This window comes from Streptomyces sp. G-G2 (assembly GCF_030063135.1).
In the GTDB taxonomy this organism is placed as follows: Bacteria; Actinomycetota; Actinomycetes; order Streptomycetales; family Streptomycetaceae; genus Streptomyces.
Genome location: NZ_JASISO010000003.1, coordinates 126,633 through 141,457 on the forward strand (window position 1 = coordinate 126,633; position 14,825 = coordinate 141,457).

At 72.5% G+C, this 14,825-nt stretch carries 12 protein-coding genes, 1 tRNA gene and 1 riboswitch; of the genes, 5 read left to right on the forward strand and 8 right to left on the reverse strand.

Annotated features, from left to right (window positions below):
* Complete coding sequence (locus QMF80_RS03625; RefSeq protein ID WP_283449382.1) at window positions 1-1,335, reverse strand: glycoside hydrolase family 18 protein; 1,335 nt, start codon at window positions 1,333-1,335, stop codon at window positions 1-3.
* A 219-nt stretch (window positions 1,336-1,554) separates the two neighbouring features.
* Window positions 1,555-2,067, reverse strand: coding sequence for a hypothetical protein (locus QMF80_RS03630; RefSeq protein ID WP_283449383.1), 513 nt, complete (start codon window positions 2,065-2,067; stop codon window positions 1,555-1,557).
* Window positions 2,068-3,299: 1,232 nt separating this feature from the next.
* On the opposite strand from QMF80_RS03630, the gene QMF80_RS03635 reads away from it, so the two are divergent.
* The 5 genes from QMF80_RS03635 to QMF80_RS03655 all read left to right on the forward strand — a co-directional run bounded on the left by QMF80_RS03635 (window position 3,300) and on the right by QMF80_RS03655 (window position 6,888).
* Complete coding sequence (locus tag QMF80_RS03635; RefSeq protein ID WP_283449384.1) at window positions 3,300-3,431, forward strand: hypothetical protein; 132 nt, start codon at window positions 3,300-3,302, stop codon at window positions 3,429-3,431.
* Between the two features lie 58 nt (window positions 3,432-3,489).
* Window positions 3,490-3,562: transfer RNA gene (locus QMF80_RS03640), tRNA-Trp, on the forward strand.
* Window positions 3,563-3,888: 326 nt separating this feature from the next.
* Window positions 3,889-4,016, forward strand: a riboswitch (cobalamin riboswitch).
* 45 nt (window positions 4,017-4,061) lie between these two features.
* Window positions 4,062-5,075, forward strand: a complete 1,014-nt coding sequence (locus QMF80_RS03645) for an ABC transporter substrate-binding protein (protein WP_283449385.1) — start codon at window positions 4,062-4,064, stop codon at window positions 5,073-5,075.
* Window positions 5,072-6,100 (forward strand): FecCD family ABC transporter permease, encoded by a 1,029-nt coding sequence (locus tag QMF80_RS03650; protein WP_283449386.1) that lies wholly within the window; start codon window positions 5,072-5,074, stop codon window positions 6,098-6,100. The genes QMF80_RS03645 and QMF80_RS03650 overlap by 4 nt, the downstream gene beginning before the upstream one ends.
* Entirely contained in the window at window positions 6,097-6,888 is a 792-nt protein-coding gene (locus QMF80_RS03655) for an ABC transporter ATP-binding protein (RefSeq protein ID WP_283449387.1), read from the forward strand. The genes QMF80_RS03650 and QMF80_RS03655 overlap by 4 nt, the downstream gene beginning before the upstream one ends.
* On the opposite strand, the gene QMF80_RS03660 is transcribed toward QMF80_RS03655, so the two are convergent.
* The 6 genes from QMF80_RS03660 to QMF80_RS03685 all read right to left on the reverse strand — a co-directional run bounded on the left by QMF80_RS03660 (window position 6,876) and on the right by QMF80_RS03685 (window position 14,699).
* Window positions 6,876-7,322, reverse strand: coding sequence for a VOC family protein (locus tag QMF80_RS03660; protein WP_283449388.1), 447 nt, complete (start codon window positions 7,320-7,322; stop codon window positions 6,876-6,878). The genes QMF80_RS03655 and QMF80_RS03660 overlap by 13 nt on opposite strands.
* A 121-nt stretch (window positions 7,323-7,443) precedes the next feature.
* Window positions 7,444-9,078 carry a N,N-dimethylformamidase beta subunit family domain-containing protein gene (locus QMF80_RS03665; RefSeq protein ID WP_283449389.1) on the reverse strand — a complete coding sequence of 545 codons (1,635 nt, stop codon included), beginning with the start codon at window positions 9,076-9,078 and terminating at the stop codon, window positions 7,444-7,446.
* 61 nt (window positions 9,079-9,139) lie between these two features.
* A complete protein-coding gene (locus QMF80_RS03670) occupies window positions 9,140-11,533 on the reverse strand; it encodes a polysaccharide lyase 8 family protein (RefSeq protein WP_283449390.1) in 2,394 nt (797 codons plus the stop codon).
* A gap of 33 nt (window positions 11,534-11,566) precedes the next feature.
* The gene (locus QMF80_RS03675) at window positions 11,567-12,400 is read right to left on the reverse strand and encodes a sugar phosphate isomerase/epimerase family protein (RefSeq protein ID WP_283449391.1); all 834 of its coding nucleotides are present in this window, start codon (window positions 12,398-12,400) and stop codon (window positions 11,567-11,569) included.
* Window positions 12,397-13,551 (reverse strand): dihydrodipicolinate synthase family protein, encoded by a 1,155-nt coding sequence (locus tag QMF80_RS03680; protein ID WP_283449393.1) that lies wholly within the window; start codon window positions 13,549-13,551, stop codon window positions 12,397-12,399. Before QMF80_RS03680 ends, QMF80_RS03675 begins: the two co-directional genes overlap by 4 nt.
* Window positions 13,548-14,699, reverse strand: coding sequence for a Gfo/Idh/MocA family protein (locus QMF80_RS03685; RefSeq protein ID WP_283449394.1), 1,152 nt, complete (start codon window positions 14,697-14,699; stop codon window positions 13,548-13,550). Before QMF80_RS03685 ends, QMF80_RS03680 begins: the two co-directional genes overlap by 4 nt.
* Between the last annotated feature and the right edge of the window lie 126 nt (window positions 14,700-14,825).

A 14,825-nucleotide genomic window follows, 5' to 3' on the forward strand; every position in this document is an offset into this window, starting at 1 on the left:
TCAGCGGCCGCGCAGGCCCCGGTCCACCGCCGTGATCAGTTCACCGTCGGCGGTGTCCCCGTCCAGGGACCAGAACATCGCGCCGCCCAGGCCGCGTTCACGGATGTACGCCGACTTCGTGCGCAGCACCTGCGGATCGTCGTACGTCCACAGGGTGGCGCCGTCGAACAGCCAGGCGCTGCCCGCGCGGCGGTCCCGGTGGAGGGTGTACGCGCCCGAACCGGCCAGTGCCTTCAGCGCCTTGTAGTCCTCGTACCCGGCGGACCAGGTCGCGGGCGCCGGGCCCGTCGCTGGGCGGCCCATACCGTCCCCGCCGCCGCTGACCCCGGTCCAGCCCTGGCCGTAGAACGGCATGCCCATCACGAGCTTGCCCGCTGGGGCCCCGCGCCGCAGCCAGGCGTCCACGGTGCCGTCGACGCTGAAGTCACCCCGTGCGTACAGGGCGGACTGCTGGGCCGTGGTCTTCTCGCCGGACACGTGGAAGTCGTAACCCTGGAGCGTGACGAAGTCGAGGTCCCGCATGATCCTGGGGACGTCGAAGCCCGCGTCGATCTTGGCCGGGGCGGTCGGGACGAAGGCCGTCAGCTGGTACTTCTTCTTCTGGGTGCGGCCGTAGGCGTCGAGCTGGGTACGGAACTCCCGGACCAGCGCCGCGAAGTTGCGCTTGTCCTCCGGCCGGTGCGTGGTGTCGGTGTCCCCGGCCGAACCGGGCCACTCCCAGTCGAGGTCGATGCCGTCGAAGAGGCCGGCGGCGGCACCGGCGCCACCGCGCGTGCCGTCCTGGGGCAGGTTGCCCTTGATGTAGAGGTCGATGCAGGACCGGACGAGCGCCTCGCGCGAGGCGGGGGTGCGGGCGGCGTCCGAGAAATACGTCGACCAGCTCCAACCGCCCAGCGATATCTGGGCCTTGAGTACCGGGTGCTTGGCCTTCAGCTCGCGCAGCTGGTTGAAGTTCCCGGCGAGCGGCTGGTCCCGGGTGTCGGCCGCGCCGTCGACCGAACCCGCGGCGTCGAGCGGCCGGGCGTAGTCGGCCCAGGCGTCCGCCTCGCCGGGAACGTTGCCGGTGAAGCACTTTCCGTCCGCGCCGATGTTGCCGAACGCGTAGTTGATGTGGGTGAGTTTGGCGGCGGTGCCGCTGGTCTCGAGGTTCTTGACCTGGAAGTCGCGCCCGTAGACGCCCCATTGGGTGAAATAGCCGACACGGTTGTACGTGCGCCCGTGGCCGAGATCGCCGTCGGCGTGGACGGTGGTCGCTCCGGCGGCGGGGGCGAAGGCCGCCAGGAGGGAGAAGGAGCAGGCGGCGACGGCCATCCTGCCGAGCATGCTGCGGCGCATGGGCTTCCTTTGCGGACGCGGGGAGTGGTGCTCCTGAGCCGTGCTGTGCGCGAGCCGTACGCGTGCGGCGCGTGTGGTGCGTGTGGCGCCGGGCGTCGTGCTGGCGTGCATGCGGAAACTATTGGTCTGGACCAGAGTGGGTCAAGAGGGCGTGCGTGAGGGGAGAGGATCAGTTGCTCGAGATCAGGGACCGGATCAGGGACCGGATCAGGGATCAGATCAGGAGAGGTTCCACTGGCCGATGTCGTCGGCCGACCCGCTGTTCCACGCGAACTGCACCGCCGACAGCCGCGCGTCCTGAGGCAGTTCGAAGGTGACGGATCCTTCGGCGGAAGCCCCGGGCGGGAGTGGCAGCGGGTCCGGGAAGGGATCCCCGGCCGTCGTCGGTACGGCGACGCCCCGGTAGCGCGTCCCGTCGAGGCCGAGGAGGTACGAGCCGCCGCGCGGGGCGTCGGTGTAGGTGGCCGTCCCGGTGTTCCGCAGGCGGAAGCCGACCGCCACGAGCCGGTCGGCCGGATCCGCGGCGGAGCCCGCGCCGAGGGGGGCCGCGGGGTCGGTGAGGTCGGTCAGCGTGACGTCGAGCAGCTCACCGGGCAGGTTGCCGCGCAGCGAGATGGTCTCCCCGGTCGCTCCCGAGCCGGACGGCCCCGGGACCGCGGCCCCGGGACCCGCCCCGAACAGGGCCGGGACCAGCAGCACGAGCGCGGCCAGCGGAGCCCGGAAACGGCGCATGGGGCCACCTCCTGGGGCGCGGGGCACCTCCACGATCCCCTCGGCCCCGGACCCCGCCACCCGCACGGGCCGTGGGCTTGCTCCTGGCTAGCCGGCCGCCTACCCGCCCGACCGCCGGTCCGACCGGGCGACGGTCTGATCGGGCGACGCTCCGACCTACCGACCTACCGACCTACCGACCGACGGACCGACCGACGACCCACGGCCCGACCTGCCGACCGACGGCCCACGGCCCGATCGGGGACCCACGGCCCGATCGGGGCTGACCGGCCGACGGCCTGACCTGGCGACGGCCTCATCCGGCCGACGGCCTGATCTGGGACGGACCGGCCGATCGACGGACCGGTCGGGTCAGCCGACGACGACGGACCGACAGCCCCGCTGGCCGACGGCCCGACCGCCGACCGACGGCCTGATCGGGCGACCGACCGACGGACCGTCCGACCAGCTGGTCGGCGGCGGTCCGACCGCCCGCCCGGCGACCAAGCGGGGGCCTACGGCGCGGCAGGAAAGGCCGGACCCGATGGACCCCCTCCGCCCCCGAAGTCGCCACCGCTGGTGCCCGCATGGACTCCCGCCCCTTCCCGCGCCCCTGGGCGCGCGCTCCGCTCCGCGGACCCACTCACCGTGGCGGTCACGTCGGTCACGTCGGTCACCGCGGCCATCCGGGCCAGTGCCCTCGCACGGCGGCGGGAACTCCCTGACCGGCACCCCGGTCTGGCTCGTGTCACCCTCGTCAGGGCCGGGGTCGCCGCGGGCGCCGGAGCCTGCCGCACATCGCCGGAGACGGCCTGCTCCGGGCACCGGCCGCGCGGCCCCGAAGCCATCCGGGCGCTCGCCAACCCGGCGGCCCGGTTCGTGGGGCTCTCCGCTGGGACCCCGCAGAACTGGGCCCCCGGCAGACGGCGACGTCTACGCGATCGACCGTCCTTGTCGGCTGCGGCGCCGCGCCGCACGCCCCGGGCGGGTCCGTCGGCGGCGGCACCCCGCTCGCCGACGCGCGGGCCTTCGGCCAGCGCCGTGCCGATCGGCGCTTGTTGGACCACGCCGCCCACGCCGAATTCCAGGACACGTCCGCGCTCGGTTTCCCGGACCGGCTCGAGGAATTCCTTGCCGCCCCGGACCCACCGGCACCGGAAGGGGTCCCGAGCGCATACGGGGGCGCATGCGGGGGTGCCCGCCAGGGTGGGCGGCCGGCTACGGTCCGTCAACTCCCCGCCCACAAAGCCGACGTGGACCGGTTCGGCCACGACGGCATGACCCTGCTCGACATCGCCGTCGCCCAGGACGCCGACGGGGCGCGCGAGCTGACGGCCTGGCCGCTGACCCGAGCCGCACACCCCGTCGCTGATCTCATCGGGTGACCACATGCTGGAAGTCGTTGGATCATCGGCGCGCGCCGTGCGAAACTGGTGCCGCCGAAGGGGCGTAGCTCAGTTGGTAGAGCGTTGGTCTCCAAAACCAAATGTCGTAGGTTCGAGTCCTGCCGCCCCTGCTTCGTGTGATCAGCAGGATCCGTCGAATGCCCAGGTGGGAGCCTTCTCCCCCCTGGGCATTCGCATGTCCGCCGTCGGTCGCTGTGCCCGAAGGGCCCGACGGACGGAGTCCGAGTAGCGCCGCAGCCAGCGAGCGCGATGGGGACGAGGACCACGCTAGACGCGACCTCTGACATTGATACTCGTAGCGGGTTCCGGTGGTCGTGGCTCTGCCACTGACTGACAACGGGCCGCGAGCCCGCGCCGTCCCCGTTTCTCCGCATCCACGCGCCGCCTCCTGCCCACGGCCCGTGAACGGGCATTCCGGAGGAGAACGGACGGTCTGGCAGACTGGGCCAGGTCACCCCAGGCGGCGCGAACCAGGAAACCGGTGCGAATCCGGTGCGGTCCCGCCACTGTGACCGGAGCCTTCGCGGGCCCCGGGAGTCAGACACTGAAGCGCCGCCTCTTCATTCGCAGTTCGACCAGGGGACGAGGATCCCCCGGAGAGGCTTCGCCATGCCGCGTTTCCGCGCCGCCCTGCGCGCGCTCACCCCCTTTGCCGCCCTCGGCCTCCTGATACCCCTCGCCGCGTGCGGGGGTGCCGACCCGGACCGGGACGGCACCCCGGCGGCGGCCGCCCCGGCCGATGGCCGGGGCGCCGGGTTCCCGTACACCGTGACCAACTGCGGTGTGACCACGACGTACCAGGCCCCGCCCCGGCGCGCCGTCGCCATGAACCAGCACGCCACCGAGATCCTGCTCGCCCTCGGGCTCCAGGACCGGATGGCGGGCACCGCCTACCTCGACGACGCGATCCTCCCCGCGTACCGACCCGCCTACGACGAGGTCAAGGTGCTGGCGAAGGAGTACCCGTCGAAGGAACTGCTCCTCGGCGCCAACCCCGACTTCGTCTACGGCGGTTACTCCAGCGCCTTCGACAAGGCACAGGGCCGCGACCGCGAGGGCCTGGGCAAGAGCGGCATCCCCACCCGGCTCAGTGTGGAGTACTGCACCCCCGGACCGGTCCGGTTCGACCAGCTCAAGACCGAGATCACCGAGGTGGCCCGTACCTTCGGCGTACCCGAGCGCGGGGCACGCCTCATCGAGGACGAGCAGCGCCGTATCGACGCCGCCACCACCCGCGTCAAGGACAAGGCCCGTCCGGCCGTCTTCGTCTACGACTCCGGCGACGCCGCGGCCTTCACCTCCGGCGGCAACGGCATCGGCAACGAGATCGTCTCCCTCGCCGGGGGAACGAACGTCTTCGCCGACCTCAAGGACACCTTCGGGGACGTGTCCTGGGAGAAGGTCATCGAGCGGCAGCCCGAAACCGTACTGATCTACGACTACGGCGGGACCAGCGTCGAAGCCAAGAAGCAGCGTCTGGTGAACGATCCGGCGCTGGCGCGGGTTCCCGCGATCAGGGACCGGCGGTTCGTGGTCCTGCCGCTGTCCTCGGCCGTCCTCGGGGTGCGCGTGGCCGACGCCGTCGATTCCCTGGCCCGCCAGTTGCACCCCGACGCCGCGTGAGGGCGGACCGTCGCCGGACCCCGCTCGTCCTCGCCCTCCTCGCCGCCGCGCTCCTCGCGAGCGCGGTCGCGGGGCTGGCCCTGGGGCCCGTGCGGATCGCCCCCGGCCGCGTGCTCGGCATCGTCCTCGACGGTCCGCGCCCCGGCGCGTTCGCCTCCATCGTGTGGGACGTCAGGATGCCGCGCGTACTGCTCGCGGCGGTCGTCGGAGCCGGGCTGGCCGTGACCGGCGCCGTGCTGCAGGCCCTCGTACGCAATCAGCTCGCCGACCCCTTCCTGCTCGGCGCGTCCTCGGGGGCCTCGGCGGGCGCGGTGGCCGTCATCGTGCTCGGTCTCGGCGCCGGGATCGCGACCAGCGTCACCCTGCCGCTCGCCGCGTTCGCCGGCTCGCTCGGCGCCCTGGTCACGGTGTACGCCCTGGCCCGGCGCGGCGGAACGATGACCACCGGGCGGCTGATCCTGGCCGGGGTCGCCGTGCAGTACATCCTGTCCGCGCTCACCAGTCTGGTGCTGGTGCTGTCCGCGCGGGCCGAACAGGTCCGCTCCATCCTGTTCTGGACGCTCGGCGGCCTCGGTGGGGCCCGCTGGGGCGAACTGGCACTGCCCGCCGTCGTGCTGGCCGTCGGCACCGGGCTGCTGCTGGCCCTCGCCCGGCCGCTGGACCTGCTGCTCGCCGGGGAGGAGGACGCGCGCACCCTCGGGCTCGACACCGGCCGCTTCCGGGCCGCCGTGTTCGTCCTCGCTTCCCTGGTGATCGGCGTACTGGTGGCGTTCAGCGGGGCGATCGGCTTCGTCGGGCTGATGGTTCCCCATGCCGCCCGGATGGTGGTCGGCGCCGGACACCGGGCCCTGCTGCCGGTGGCCGCACTGGGCGGGGCCGTGTTCCTGACCCTGGCCGACCTGGCCGCCCGTACCGCCGCCGCACCCGAGGAGATACCTGTCGGCGTGGTCACCGCGCTGGTCGGCGGACCGTTCTTCCTGTGGATGCTCAGACGGTCCACACGCACCGAGGGGGTGACCGGATGAACCCCGGGCCGGCAGGGGCCGCGCCGGTGGAACTGCGGGCCGAGGCCGTACGTTACGAGGTCGACGGGAGCACCCTGCTGCACGGCGTCGACCTCACCGCCCGCCCCGGCGAGACGGTCGGTGTGGTCGGTCCGAACGGCAGCGGCAAGACCACCTTGCTGCGCTGCGTCTACGGCACTCTGCGGCCCACCGCGGGACGGGTGCTGCTGGACGGCGTGGACGCGGCCTCACTGGGTGTCAAGGAACGGGCCCGGCGGATGGCGGTCGTACCGCAGGACGCCGGCGGCACCTTCGGGCTGACCGTGCGCGAGGTGGTGGCCATGGGGCGCAGTCCGCACAAGCGGTTCTGGGAACAGGACGGGCCGCGCGACGCGCGCCGTGTCGCCGAGGCGCTGGAGACGGTCGGCGCGGACGCGCTGGCCGTCCGCCGCTTCGACGAACTGTCCGGCGGCGAACGCCAGCGCGCGCTGATCGCCCGCGCCCTCGTCCAGGACCCGGGCCTGCTCGCCCTGGACGAGCCGACCAACCACTTGGACATCCGCTACCAACTGGAGGTCCTGGGCCTGGTCCGGCGGCTCCCCGCCACCTGTCTGCTGGTGCTCCACGACCTCAACCTCGCGGCCTCCTTCTGCGACCGGCTGTACGTCCTGGACGCCGGGCGCGCGGTGGCGTCCGGGACGCCGGGCGAAGTACTGACGGAGGACCTGCTGGCGGCGGTGTACGGCGTACGCACCCGGGTCGGGATCCACCCGACCACGGGCGCGCCGAACATCATCTACCTTCCCTGACCGCTCTCCGGGTCCTGACCGCTTTCCCCGTCCTGACCGTCTTCCGGGTCCTCGCCGCTGCCGTAGGGCCGGGTGATGATCTCCATCCCGTGCCCGGACGGGTCCAGGAAGTAGAGTCCGCGTCCGCCGTCGTTCCGGTTGATCTCACCGGGCCGCTTCCGGAACGGATCGGCGTAATACGTGATCCCCGCCGCCCGGATCCGCTCGAAGGAGGCGTCGAACTCGGCCTCGGAGATGAGGAAGGCGTAGTGCTGCGCGGCCACGGTTCCGGTCGGCAGCGTGGCGAAGTCCAGCGTGACTCCGTTGGCGGTGGCGACGGGGATGAAGGGGCCCCACTCGGCTCCGACGTCGAGACCCAGGATGTGGGCCAGGAACTCCGCCGACTCCCGGCTGTCACGGGCGAAGATGATGGTGTGGTTCAACTCGACTGACATGGGTGAATGCCTCCGCAAGGCATCTCACGGCCACCTCCATGCCTCACCCGGACGGTGACCGGCACGCGACGGCGTGAGCGTGATCCTAAGCGCCGGTTCCGTCCGGGTCCACCGGAATCCGTCACGAACCGCCGTATACCGCCTTCACGTTGTCCTGGGCCGGGTGGCTCCGCCCCGCCGGGCCCGCCGCGAACACGCGCAGCAAGTTCTCCGTGACCCGGGTCGTCAGCGCTCCCGCCCGCGCGTCCAGCCCGTGGTTGCCTCCGCCGTGCCCGTCACCGGTGGCGTCCAGGGCCTCCACCCACCGCATGGTGCCCGTGGCGAAGACCCCGGCGCCGCTCGGGACCGTGTAGTACGCGGTGTCCTGATGGCTGGGCCGCCCCTCGCACACCACGGGGGAGTGGGCCAGTATCTCGATCGGCCGCGGGGTCGGGAATCCGGTGCTGACCTTGTCGTACTCCACTCCGACCAGGTGCGGGAAGCGGTCGGTCGTCTTGACCCCCGTGCCATCGAAGAGCCAGTGCCCGGGGCTGGTCACCACGTACGGTGCGTCCACCGGATAGCCGTCGTAGATCACGCCGAGCAGCGAACTCTCCGGATCCGCCCCGGGGGCGGTACGGAAGTCCACGGTCGCCGGGTGTCCGCGCTTGAAGCCCGGGTCCTGCTCGTAGGACGTCTTGTAGCAGACGACCGTACGGTCCGGGCCCAGCTCGCTCGCCTCCAGCCGGATCCGCCGGTAGCAGCAGTTCGCGCCGAGTATCGCGATGTTGCTCCCCGCGTCGCGGGCGGCCGTGATGTGAGCGCGCTGCTCGGGCGACCAGTACTCGTCGTGACCGAGCGACACGACCGCCACGGCCCCCTCGAGCAGCCGCTTCTCCCGCGCCACGTCGGTGGTCGTGGTGTAGGCGAGCGGGATGCCCAGGCGTTCGGCCAGAGCGATCAGCGGAGCCTCGTAGACGAGGAAGAGGCCCGCGCCGTCGTCGTACTCGTACGGCCGGTCGAAGGTCACCGACAGTGAACGCGTCCCGAAGCCACCGCTCGGACCGTCGTAACTGCTGTAACCGCCCCACTTGTTGTACGCCTGCCACGTCGCCACCGCGTTGACGACGACGGTACGGCCGTTCGTCGCCGCCGACCGTACGGTGACCGGCACGAAGCGCTGGCCCCCCTCGCCGCCCTGTGCGTCGAGGCGCATCAGGTAGCTGCCCTCGGGCCAGTCCTTGGTGTCGACGGTGGTGGTACGCGCCCACCGGGCCCGCACCATCCGGGTGCCCTGCTCCACGGCGGCCTCGGGCTGGCGGGCACCGGTGATCGCCTGCGAACGCCACACCAGCCGGGCCCGCGCCCCGCCGTACCAGCCCATCCGGTAGGCGGAGACGGTGAACCGGGGCGCGGTCGTCGACACATGGAGCCCGAACGACTCGCCCGGGAGCACGCTCACCCGGTCCGCGAACCCCTCGATCGCCCGGGCGGGCCCCGCCTTGGTCACGGCCCAGTCGGCGTGGCCGGGCCGCGCGTTCTCGGCCTTGACGTCGAAGGCGCGCGGGCCGGACGGCGTGTCGGAGGCGCCGGACCCGGAAGGCTTCGGACCACCGCTCGGCGAGCGGCCCGCGCCCGCGCCGTCGGCGGACCCCGTCCCCTCCGCGCACCCGGCCACGGCGCCGAGCCCCGCCACGGTCGCCGCGCCCGTCGCGATGGTGAGGAACCGCCGCCTGCCCGCTCCTTCGCCGTCCCCGGCTATGTGCTCCTGATCCATGAAGGGCACGTTATGTCACCCGTTTGGGCTAGCGCCTACCGGGCGTCGCGACCTGTCGGCGTCACCCCAGGCGCACCACCACCTCCTGACCCGCCCCCGCCGCCGAGGTGAGGTCGGCGAACCCCAGTCGCAGCGCCGAGCCGGGGACGGCCGAGCTCACCCCCGCGGTCCGGGACAGCACCTCGGCGACCGGCCGGTGCCACACCAGGTTCAGGGCGGTTTGCGTCCGGGACGGATCGGAGACGTGGAGGGTTGCCGTCCCGTCCGGTCTCTCCCGGATGGTCACCGAGCACGGTCCGCCGCCCTCGACGGCGCCTGCCGTCCCGGCCTGCCAGAGGTTGACCCCGGTGAATCCGAGCGAGGGGACGCTCACGCCCTGGGCCGCCTCCGAGTTGGCCAGCACGGTCAGCCAGCCCGGGTCGGCCGCCCGCGCCGCGGTCTGCGCCGCCGTGGCGCCGGGCAGTATCTGGTGGACATGGGAACCCGCGGTGGGATCGGTCCCGTGGTCGTACCAGAGCGTCACATAGCGCCGGGTCACCACCGCGCTCGACCCGCCCCGGTTGATGTCGCTCCACCGCCCGGTGCGCTGCTCCCGCAGGGCCTTGAACGATCCGCCGCCCGACATGACGTACCCCCCGAACCCCGCCAGATGTGCCCACCCGGGGGAGGGGAAGGCTGCCGACCAGCCCAGGGCGGTCGGCTGCGCCGCGCCGCCGACGGTCAGCGCGTGCGTTCCGGTGGCGCCCAGATTGCGGTTGTCGACGACCGTCTCGACCGCGGTACCGTCCGTCGCCCGGATCCCGGCGCCGAGGCACACGACGGTGTCGGCGAGGAAGAACCAGGACTTTCGGGCCGTGAGCGTGCTGGACAGGCCCCTCAGGTGCTGGCCCACCGAGGCGTACTCCCCGTCCGTCGAGCCGCCCACCCACACCGCGTCCGGCCGCGAGGCCCCCCAGTCACCGCCCGCGCCATCGGCCAGGGCCTTGCGCGAGACGGTCGTCCCGGGCAGCCGGTACGGGTCGACGGTGGGCCAGAACGCGTCCGCGTACTGGCCGTTCCCCGAGGTGGCGGCCCACCAGCAGAGCATCCCGCTGCCGGTGTGCCAGCCCTTCAGGTTCTCTCCGTTGCCGGTCTCGTAGTGGGCGATCCGCCGGGAGGCCATGGCCAGTGAGGCCGCCCAGCCCGGCCGCCGGTGCGTGGCCCGGTCCATGGAGGCGAACAGGTGGTGCCCGACCGGCTCGGGTGCGGCCGGGACGGCCGGGTCCGCTTCCACCTCCGCGAGCCGGGCGAGGGAGGACAGGGTGAGCGTCTCGTCCGCGAGCGGACGGCTGTAGTAGTCCCGCGCCATCCACCCCTTGACCAGGGCCCGCCAGCGGGCCCGCTCGGTACTGCTCGCCCCCTCCCCGAGCAGCAGTATCCCGGCGAGCACGGCGTGGCCCCGGGCGTGGTCGTCCTGCCGCAGCTGCCGGACGTCCGCGGCGGCCACGCCTCGGCTGATCGCCCGGCCCGACACGCAGTCCATGATCAGACCGTTGAAGAGGAACGGAGCCCACGCCCTCTCCACCGCGTCGAACACGATCTGCGCCCCAGGATCGGTGAGCTGCCAGGGCGTCCCCTTCAACACCCCGGACAGCATCCCCAGCCCGCCGAGCAGCACCGCCCCGTACGTCCCCGAATACGGCACCCACAGGTGCTGGATGAACGACCCGTCCCGGTAGAGGCCGTCGCCCGAGGTGACGTAGGGAAAGACCGGCGCGAGCGCGTCCCGGGCCAGGGCGATCTTGGCTGACTGCTTGCCGACCACCCCGCGCACGGCCAGCACCCGGCACAGGTCCACCCGGTTCGCCCCCGTACTCGTCCCGGTGTAGGACGTGACCGCGGAATCCGGCACGAAGTGGTCGACTGCCTCGCAGTAGGCGGCGAGCCGCTCCGCCGACAGGTCTCCGTACAGCAGCACGCACAGGTCCAGCAGTGCCTGCGGCGCACCGATCTGCCAGCAGTACCAATTGCCGTACGGCGTCCGGCCCGCTTGGTAGGCCTGGGCGTGGAGGTGGTCCAGCCCGGTGAGCAGCGCCGACCGCAGCACGGGATCGGCGCTCACCCCGGTGCCGGGCCGGACGTATGCCTCGGCCATGGTCCGCAGCCGGTAGTAGCTCTGCATCAGCATCTCGGGATCCGTGGCGAACCCCAGGTCGGGCCAGAGGGAACCGTCGGCCGGGGCCATGGCGGCACGCCAGTCCCCGGCTGTCTTTCCGAGCGTGGCCAGCCGCGACCGGAACGGCTCCGTGCCGGTGGGCAGTTCCCCGCCCAGCACGAGGCCGCGCCACACGGCGCGCATGCCGTCATGGACGTCCCCCGCCGCCTGGGCGGCCGCCCGCCCGGGGGGTGTCCCCAGCAGGAACGCACCCCCGCCCGCGGCGGAGAGAAAGGTACGCCGACTCCACACTTCCGTCATTGCCAACTCCTTCCGAACCGGTCCAAGATCGCCCTAACCGACATGTGCGCGATAGCGCTCGATCACCTCCCGCAGCACCTCGGCGCCGTCCCGCGCCCACAGGCCCGGCTGGAAGATCTCCACCTCGACCGGGCCCCGGTAGCCCGCGGCGTCGGTCAGCTCCCGGAATCCCCGCAGGTCGATGCTTCCGTCGCCGAGCTGCCCCCGCCCGAGCAGCACGCCCTCGGGGAGCGGGGTGACCCAGTCCGCCACTTGAACGGAGAGGATCCGCCCGCCGTCACCGGCCCTGCGCAACTGGGTGGGGAGCCGTTCGTCCCACCACAGGTGGTACGAGTCGGCCACCACTCCCACCTGATCGGCGGGGAACTCCTCGGCGATGTCCAGTGCCTGGCCCAGGGTGGACACCACACAGCGGTCCGAGGCGAACATCGGGTGCAGCGGCTCGATGCCCAGACGTACGCCGTGCGCGGCCGCCCACGGCGCCAGCTCGCCCAGGATCCCCACGATCCGCCGCCGCGCCCCGATCAGGTCCCGGTCCCCGTCGGGCAGCCCGCCCGAGACCAGCACGAGGGTGTCGGCGCCCAGCTCCGCCGCTTCCTCCACGGCCCGGCGGTTGTCGTCCAGCGCCGCCGCCCGCCCCGCCGGGTCGGCGGCGGTGAAGAAACCGCCCCGGCACAGGGAGCTGACCCGGATCCCGGCCTCGGCGACCAGCTTCGCCGTCCTGCGCACCCCGAAGGCCCGCACCGGATCGCGCCACAGCCCGACCGCCGCCACCCCGGCCGCCGCGCACCCGGCCACCAGTTCGGGCACGGACCACTGCCGGACCGTCTCCTGATTGAGGCTCAGCCGGGCCGGTGCCCCCGTCACGACGCCGCTCCGTGGACCGCGAGGAGCTGTCTCATCCGGCGCTCGGCCCGTTCAGGGTCAGGCAACAGGCCCAACAGGTCGGCCTGTTCGTACGCGGTCGCCAGATGCGGCAGCGAGCGCGCCGACTGCAGGCCGCCCACCATCGTGAAGTGCTCCTGATGGCCCGCCAGCCAGGCAAGGAACACCACACCCGTCTTGTAGTAGCGGGTCGGCGGCGCGAAGAGGTGCCGCGAGAGCCCCACCGTCGGTTCCAGCGCCTGCCGGAAGGCCGCCGGGTCACCGCGGTCCAGGGCCTGCGCCGCCCGGGCCGCGAGCGGCGCGATCGGATCGAAGATGCCCAGCAGCGCGTCGCTGGCGTGCTCGCCGTCCCCGGCGATCAGCTCCGGATAGTGGTAGTCGTCCCCGGTGTAGCAGCGCACCCCGGCGGGCAGCCGCCGACGGATGTCGATCTCCCGCCCCGCGTCCAGCAGCGACACCTTGATGCCGTCGACCTTCTCCGGATACTTGGACACGATCTTCAAGAAGACGTCGGTGGCGTCATCCAGGTCGTGGTGGCCCCAGTACCCACTGAGTTCTGGGTCGAACATGGGGCCCAGCCAGTGCAGGACGACCGGCCGTGCGCTCTGTCGCAGCAGCCTTCCGTACACCTCGAGATAGTCCTCCGGACCCCGCGCGGCGGCGGCCAGCGCACGTGAGGCCAGCAGGACCGCCCGCGCTCCGCACGCCTCGACGTGCGCCAGCTGTTCCTCATAGGCGGCGGCGATCACGGCGAGGGCCTGGGGGCCGGACGGGAGCTGGTCGGTACCCGCCCCGCAGACGATCCGGCCGCCCGTCGCCAGGGCGTCGGCGGCGGACCGGCGGATCAGCTCGGCCGCGGTCGGCCAGTCCAGCCCCATCCCGCGCTGGGCCGTGTCCATGGCCTCGGCCACCCCCAGCCCCTGGGCCCACAGGCGGTGGCGGAACGAGAGCGTGGTGTCCCAGTCGACCACCGCGGCGGCGTCGGCCGAGGCGGCCAGCGGATCGGCGACCACATGCGCGGCGGCGTAGAAGCTACGACTGCGGGCCGGGGGGAAGTTCAGTGGCGGCAGCGGATCGGTGCACGGATGATGGATCCGGAGCCCGCCGTCCGCGGAAGGAAGCCTGATGCTCACAGCGCCACCTCCGGAACGGGCAGGCGCCGCCCCTCCGCCGACGAACGCAGGCCGAGGTCGGCCAGCTGCACCCCGCGCGCCCCGGCCAGCAGGTCCCACGGCCAGGGCTCGTCCCGCACGACGTGCCGCAGGAACAGCTCCCACTGGGTCTTGAAGCCGTTGCCCCAGGACGTGTTGTCCGGGACCTCCTGCCACTGGGCCCGGAACGGTTCGCTCTGGGGCAGGTCCGGGTTCCAGACCGGCTTGGGAGTCGCCGCGCGGTGCTGGACGCGGCAGCCGCGCAGGCCCGCGACCGCCGAACCGTGCGTCCCGTCGACCTGGAACTCCACCAGCTCGTCCCGGTGGACCCGCACCGCCCACGAGGAGTTGATCTGGGCGACCGCGCCGCCCTCCAGCTCGAAGATCCCGTACGCGGCGTCGTCGGCGGTGGCCTCGTAGGGTGTGCCGTCCTCGTCCCAGCGGCGGCCGATGTGCGTGCGGGTGAGCGCCTGCACCGAGCGGACCTGACCGAACAGTTCGTGCAGCAGGTACTCCCAGTGGGGGAACATGTCCGCCACGATCCCGCCGCCGTCCTGCGAACGGTAGTTCCAGGAGGGCCGCTGCGCGGGCTGCCAGTCCCCTTCGAAGACCCAGTAGCCGAACTCGCCCCGCACCGAGAGGATCTCGCCGAAGAACCCGCCGTCGATCAGCCGCTTCAGCTTCAGCAGGCCCGGCAGGAACAGCTTGTCCTGGACCACACCGTGCTTGACCCCGGCGGCGGCCGCGAGCCGGGCCAGTTCCAGCGAGGACGCGAAGCTCATCGCTGTCGGCTTCTCGCAGTAGACGTGCTTGCCCGCCTCGATGGCCTGGCGGACCGCCGTCTCGCGGGCGCTGGTCACCTGGGCGTCGAAGTAGATCTCCACTTCCGGGTCGGCGAGGACGGCCGCGAGATCCGTACTGACGTGCCGCAGGCCGTGCCGCTCGGCGATGGACCGGAGCGCCGCTTCCCGGCGGCCCACCAGGACCGGCTCCGGCCACAGCACGGTGCCGTCGCCGAGGTCCAGGCCTCCCTGCTCGCGCAGGGCGAGCAGGGAGCGGACCAGATGCTGGCGGTACCCCATCCGTCCCGTCACGCCGTTCATGGCGATCTTGACCGTCCTGCGTTCCATGCTGACCTCCTTCTCCGTGGTCGGACGCTCGATAGAAAGCGCTTTCACTGTCATCAGGCTAGGACGGGAGAAGGATCGGTGACAAGACTCTTTCGGGTGATAGAAAGCGCTTTCTAAATTTGCGAG

What these genes read in the sequence shown, in the direction of transcription:
- QMF80_RS03655 (WP_283449387.1), top strand. Translation starts at nt 6,097, where the DNA reads ATGAACCCCGGGCCGGCAGGGGCCGCGCCGGTGGAACTGCGGGCCGAG.
- QMF80_RS03645 (WP_283449385.1), top strand. Translation starts at nt 4,062, where the DNA reads ATGCCGCGTTTCCGCGCCGCCCTGCGCGCGCTCACCCCCTTTGCCGCC.
- QMF80_RS03665 (WP_283449389.1), bottom strand. Translation starts at nt 9,078, where the DNA reads ATGGATCAGGAGCACATAGCCGGGGACGGCGAAGGAGCGGGCAGGCGG.
- QMF80_RS03625 (WP_283449382.1), bottom strand. Translation starts at nt 1,335, where the DNA reads ATGCGCCGCAGCATGCTCGGCAGGATGGCCGTCGCCGCCTGCTCCTTC.
- QMF80_RS03670 (WP_283449390.1), bottom strand. Translation starts at nt 11,533, where the DNA reads ATGACGGAAGTGTGGAGTCGGCGTACCTTTCTCTCCGCCGCGGGCGGG.
- QMF80_RS03685 (WP_283449394.1), bottom strand. Translation starts at nt 14,699, where the DNA reads ATGGAACGCAGGACGGTCAAGATCGCCATGAACGGCGTGACGGGACGG.
- QMF80_RS03630 (WP_283449383.1), bottom strand. Translation starts at nt 2,067, where the DNA reads ATGCGCCGTTTCCGGGCTCCGCTGGCCGCGCTCGTGCTGCTGGTCCCG.
- QMF80_RS03660 (WP_283449388.1), bottom strand. Translation starts at nt 7,322, where the DNA reads ATGTCAGTCGAGTTGAACCACACCATCATCTTCGCCCGTGACAGCCGG.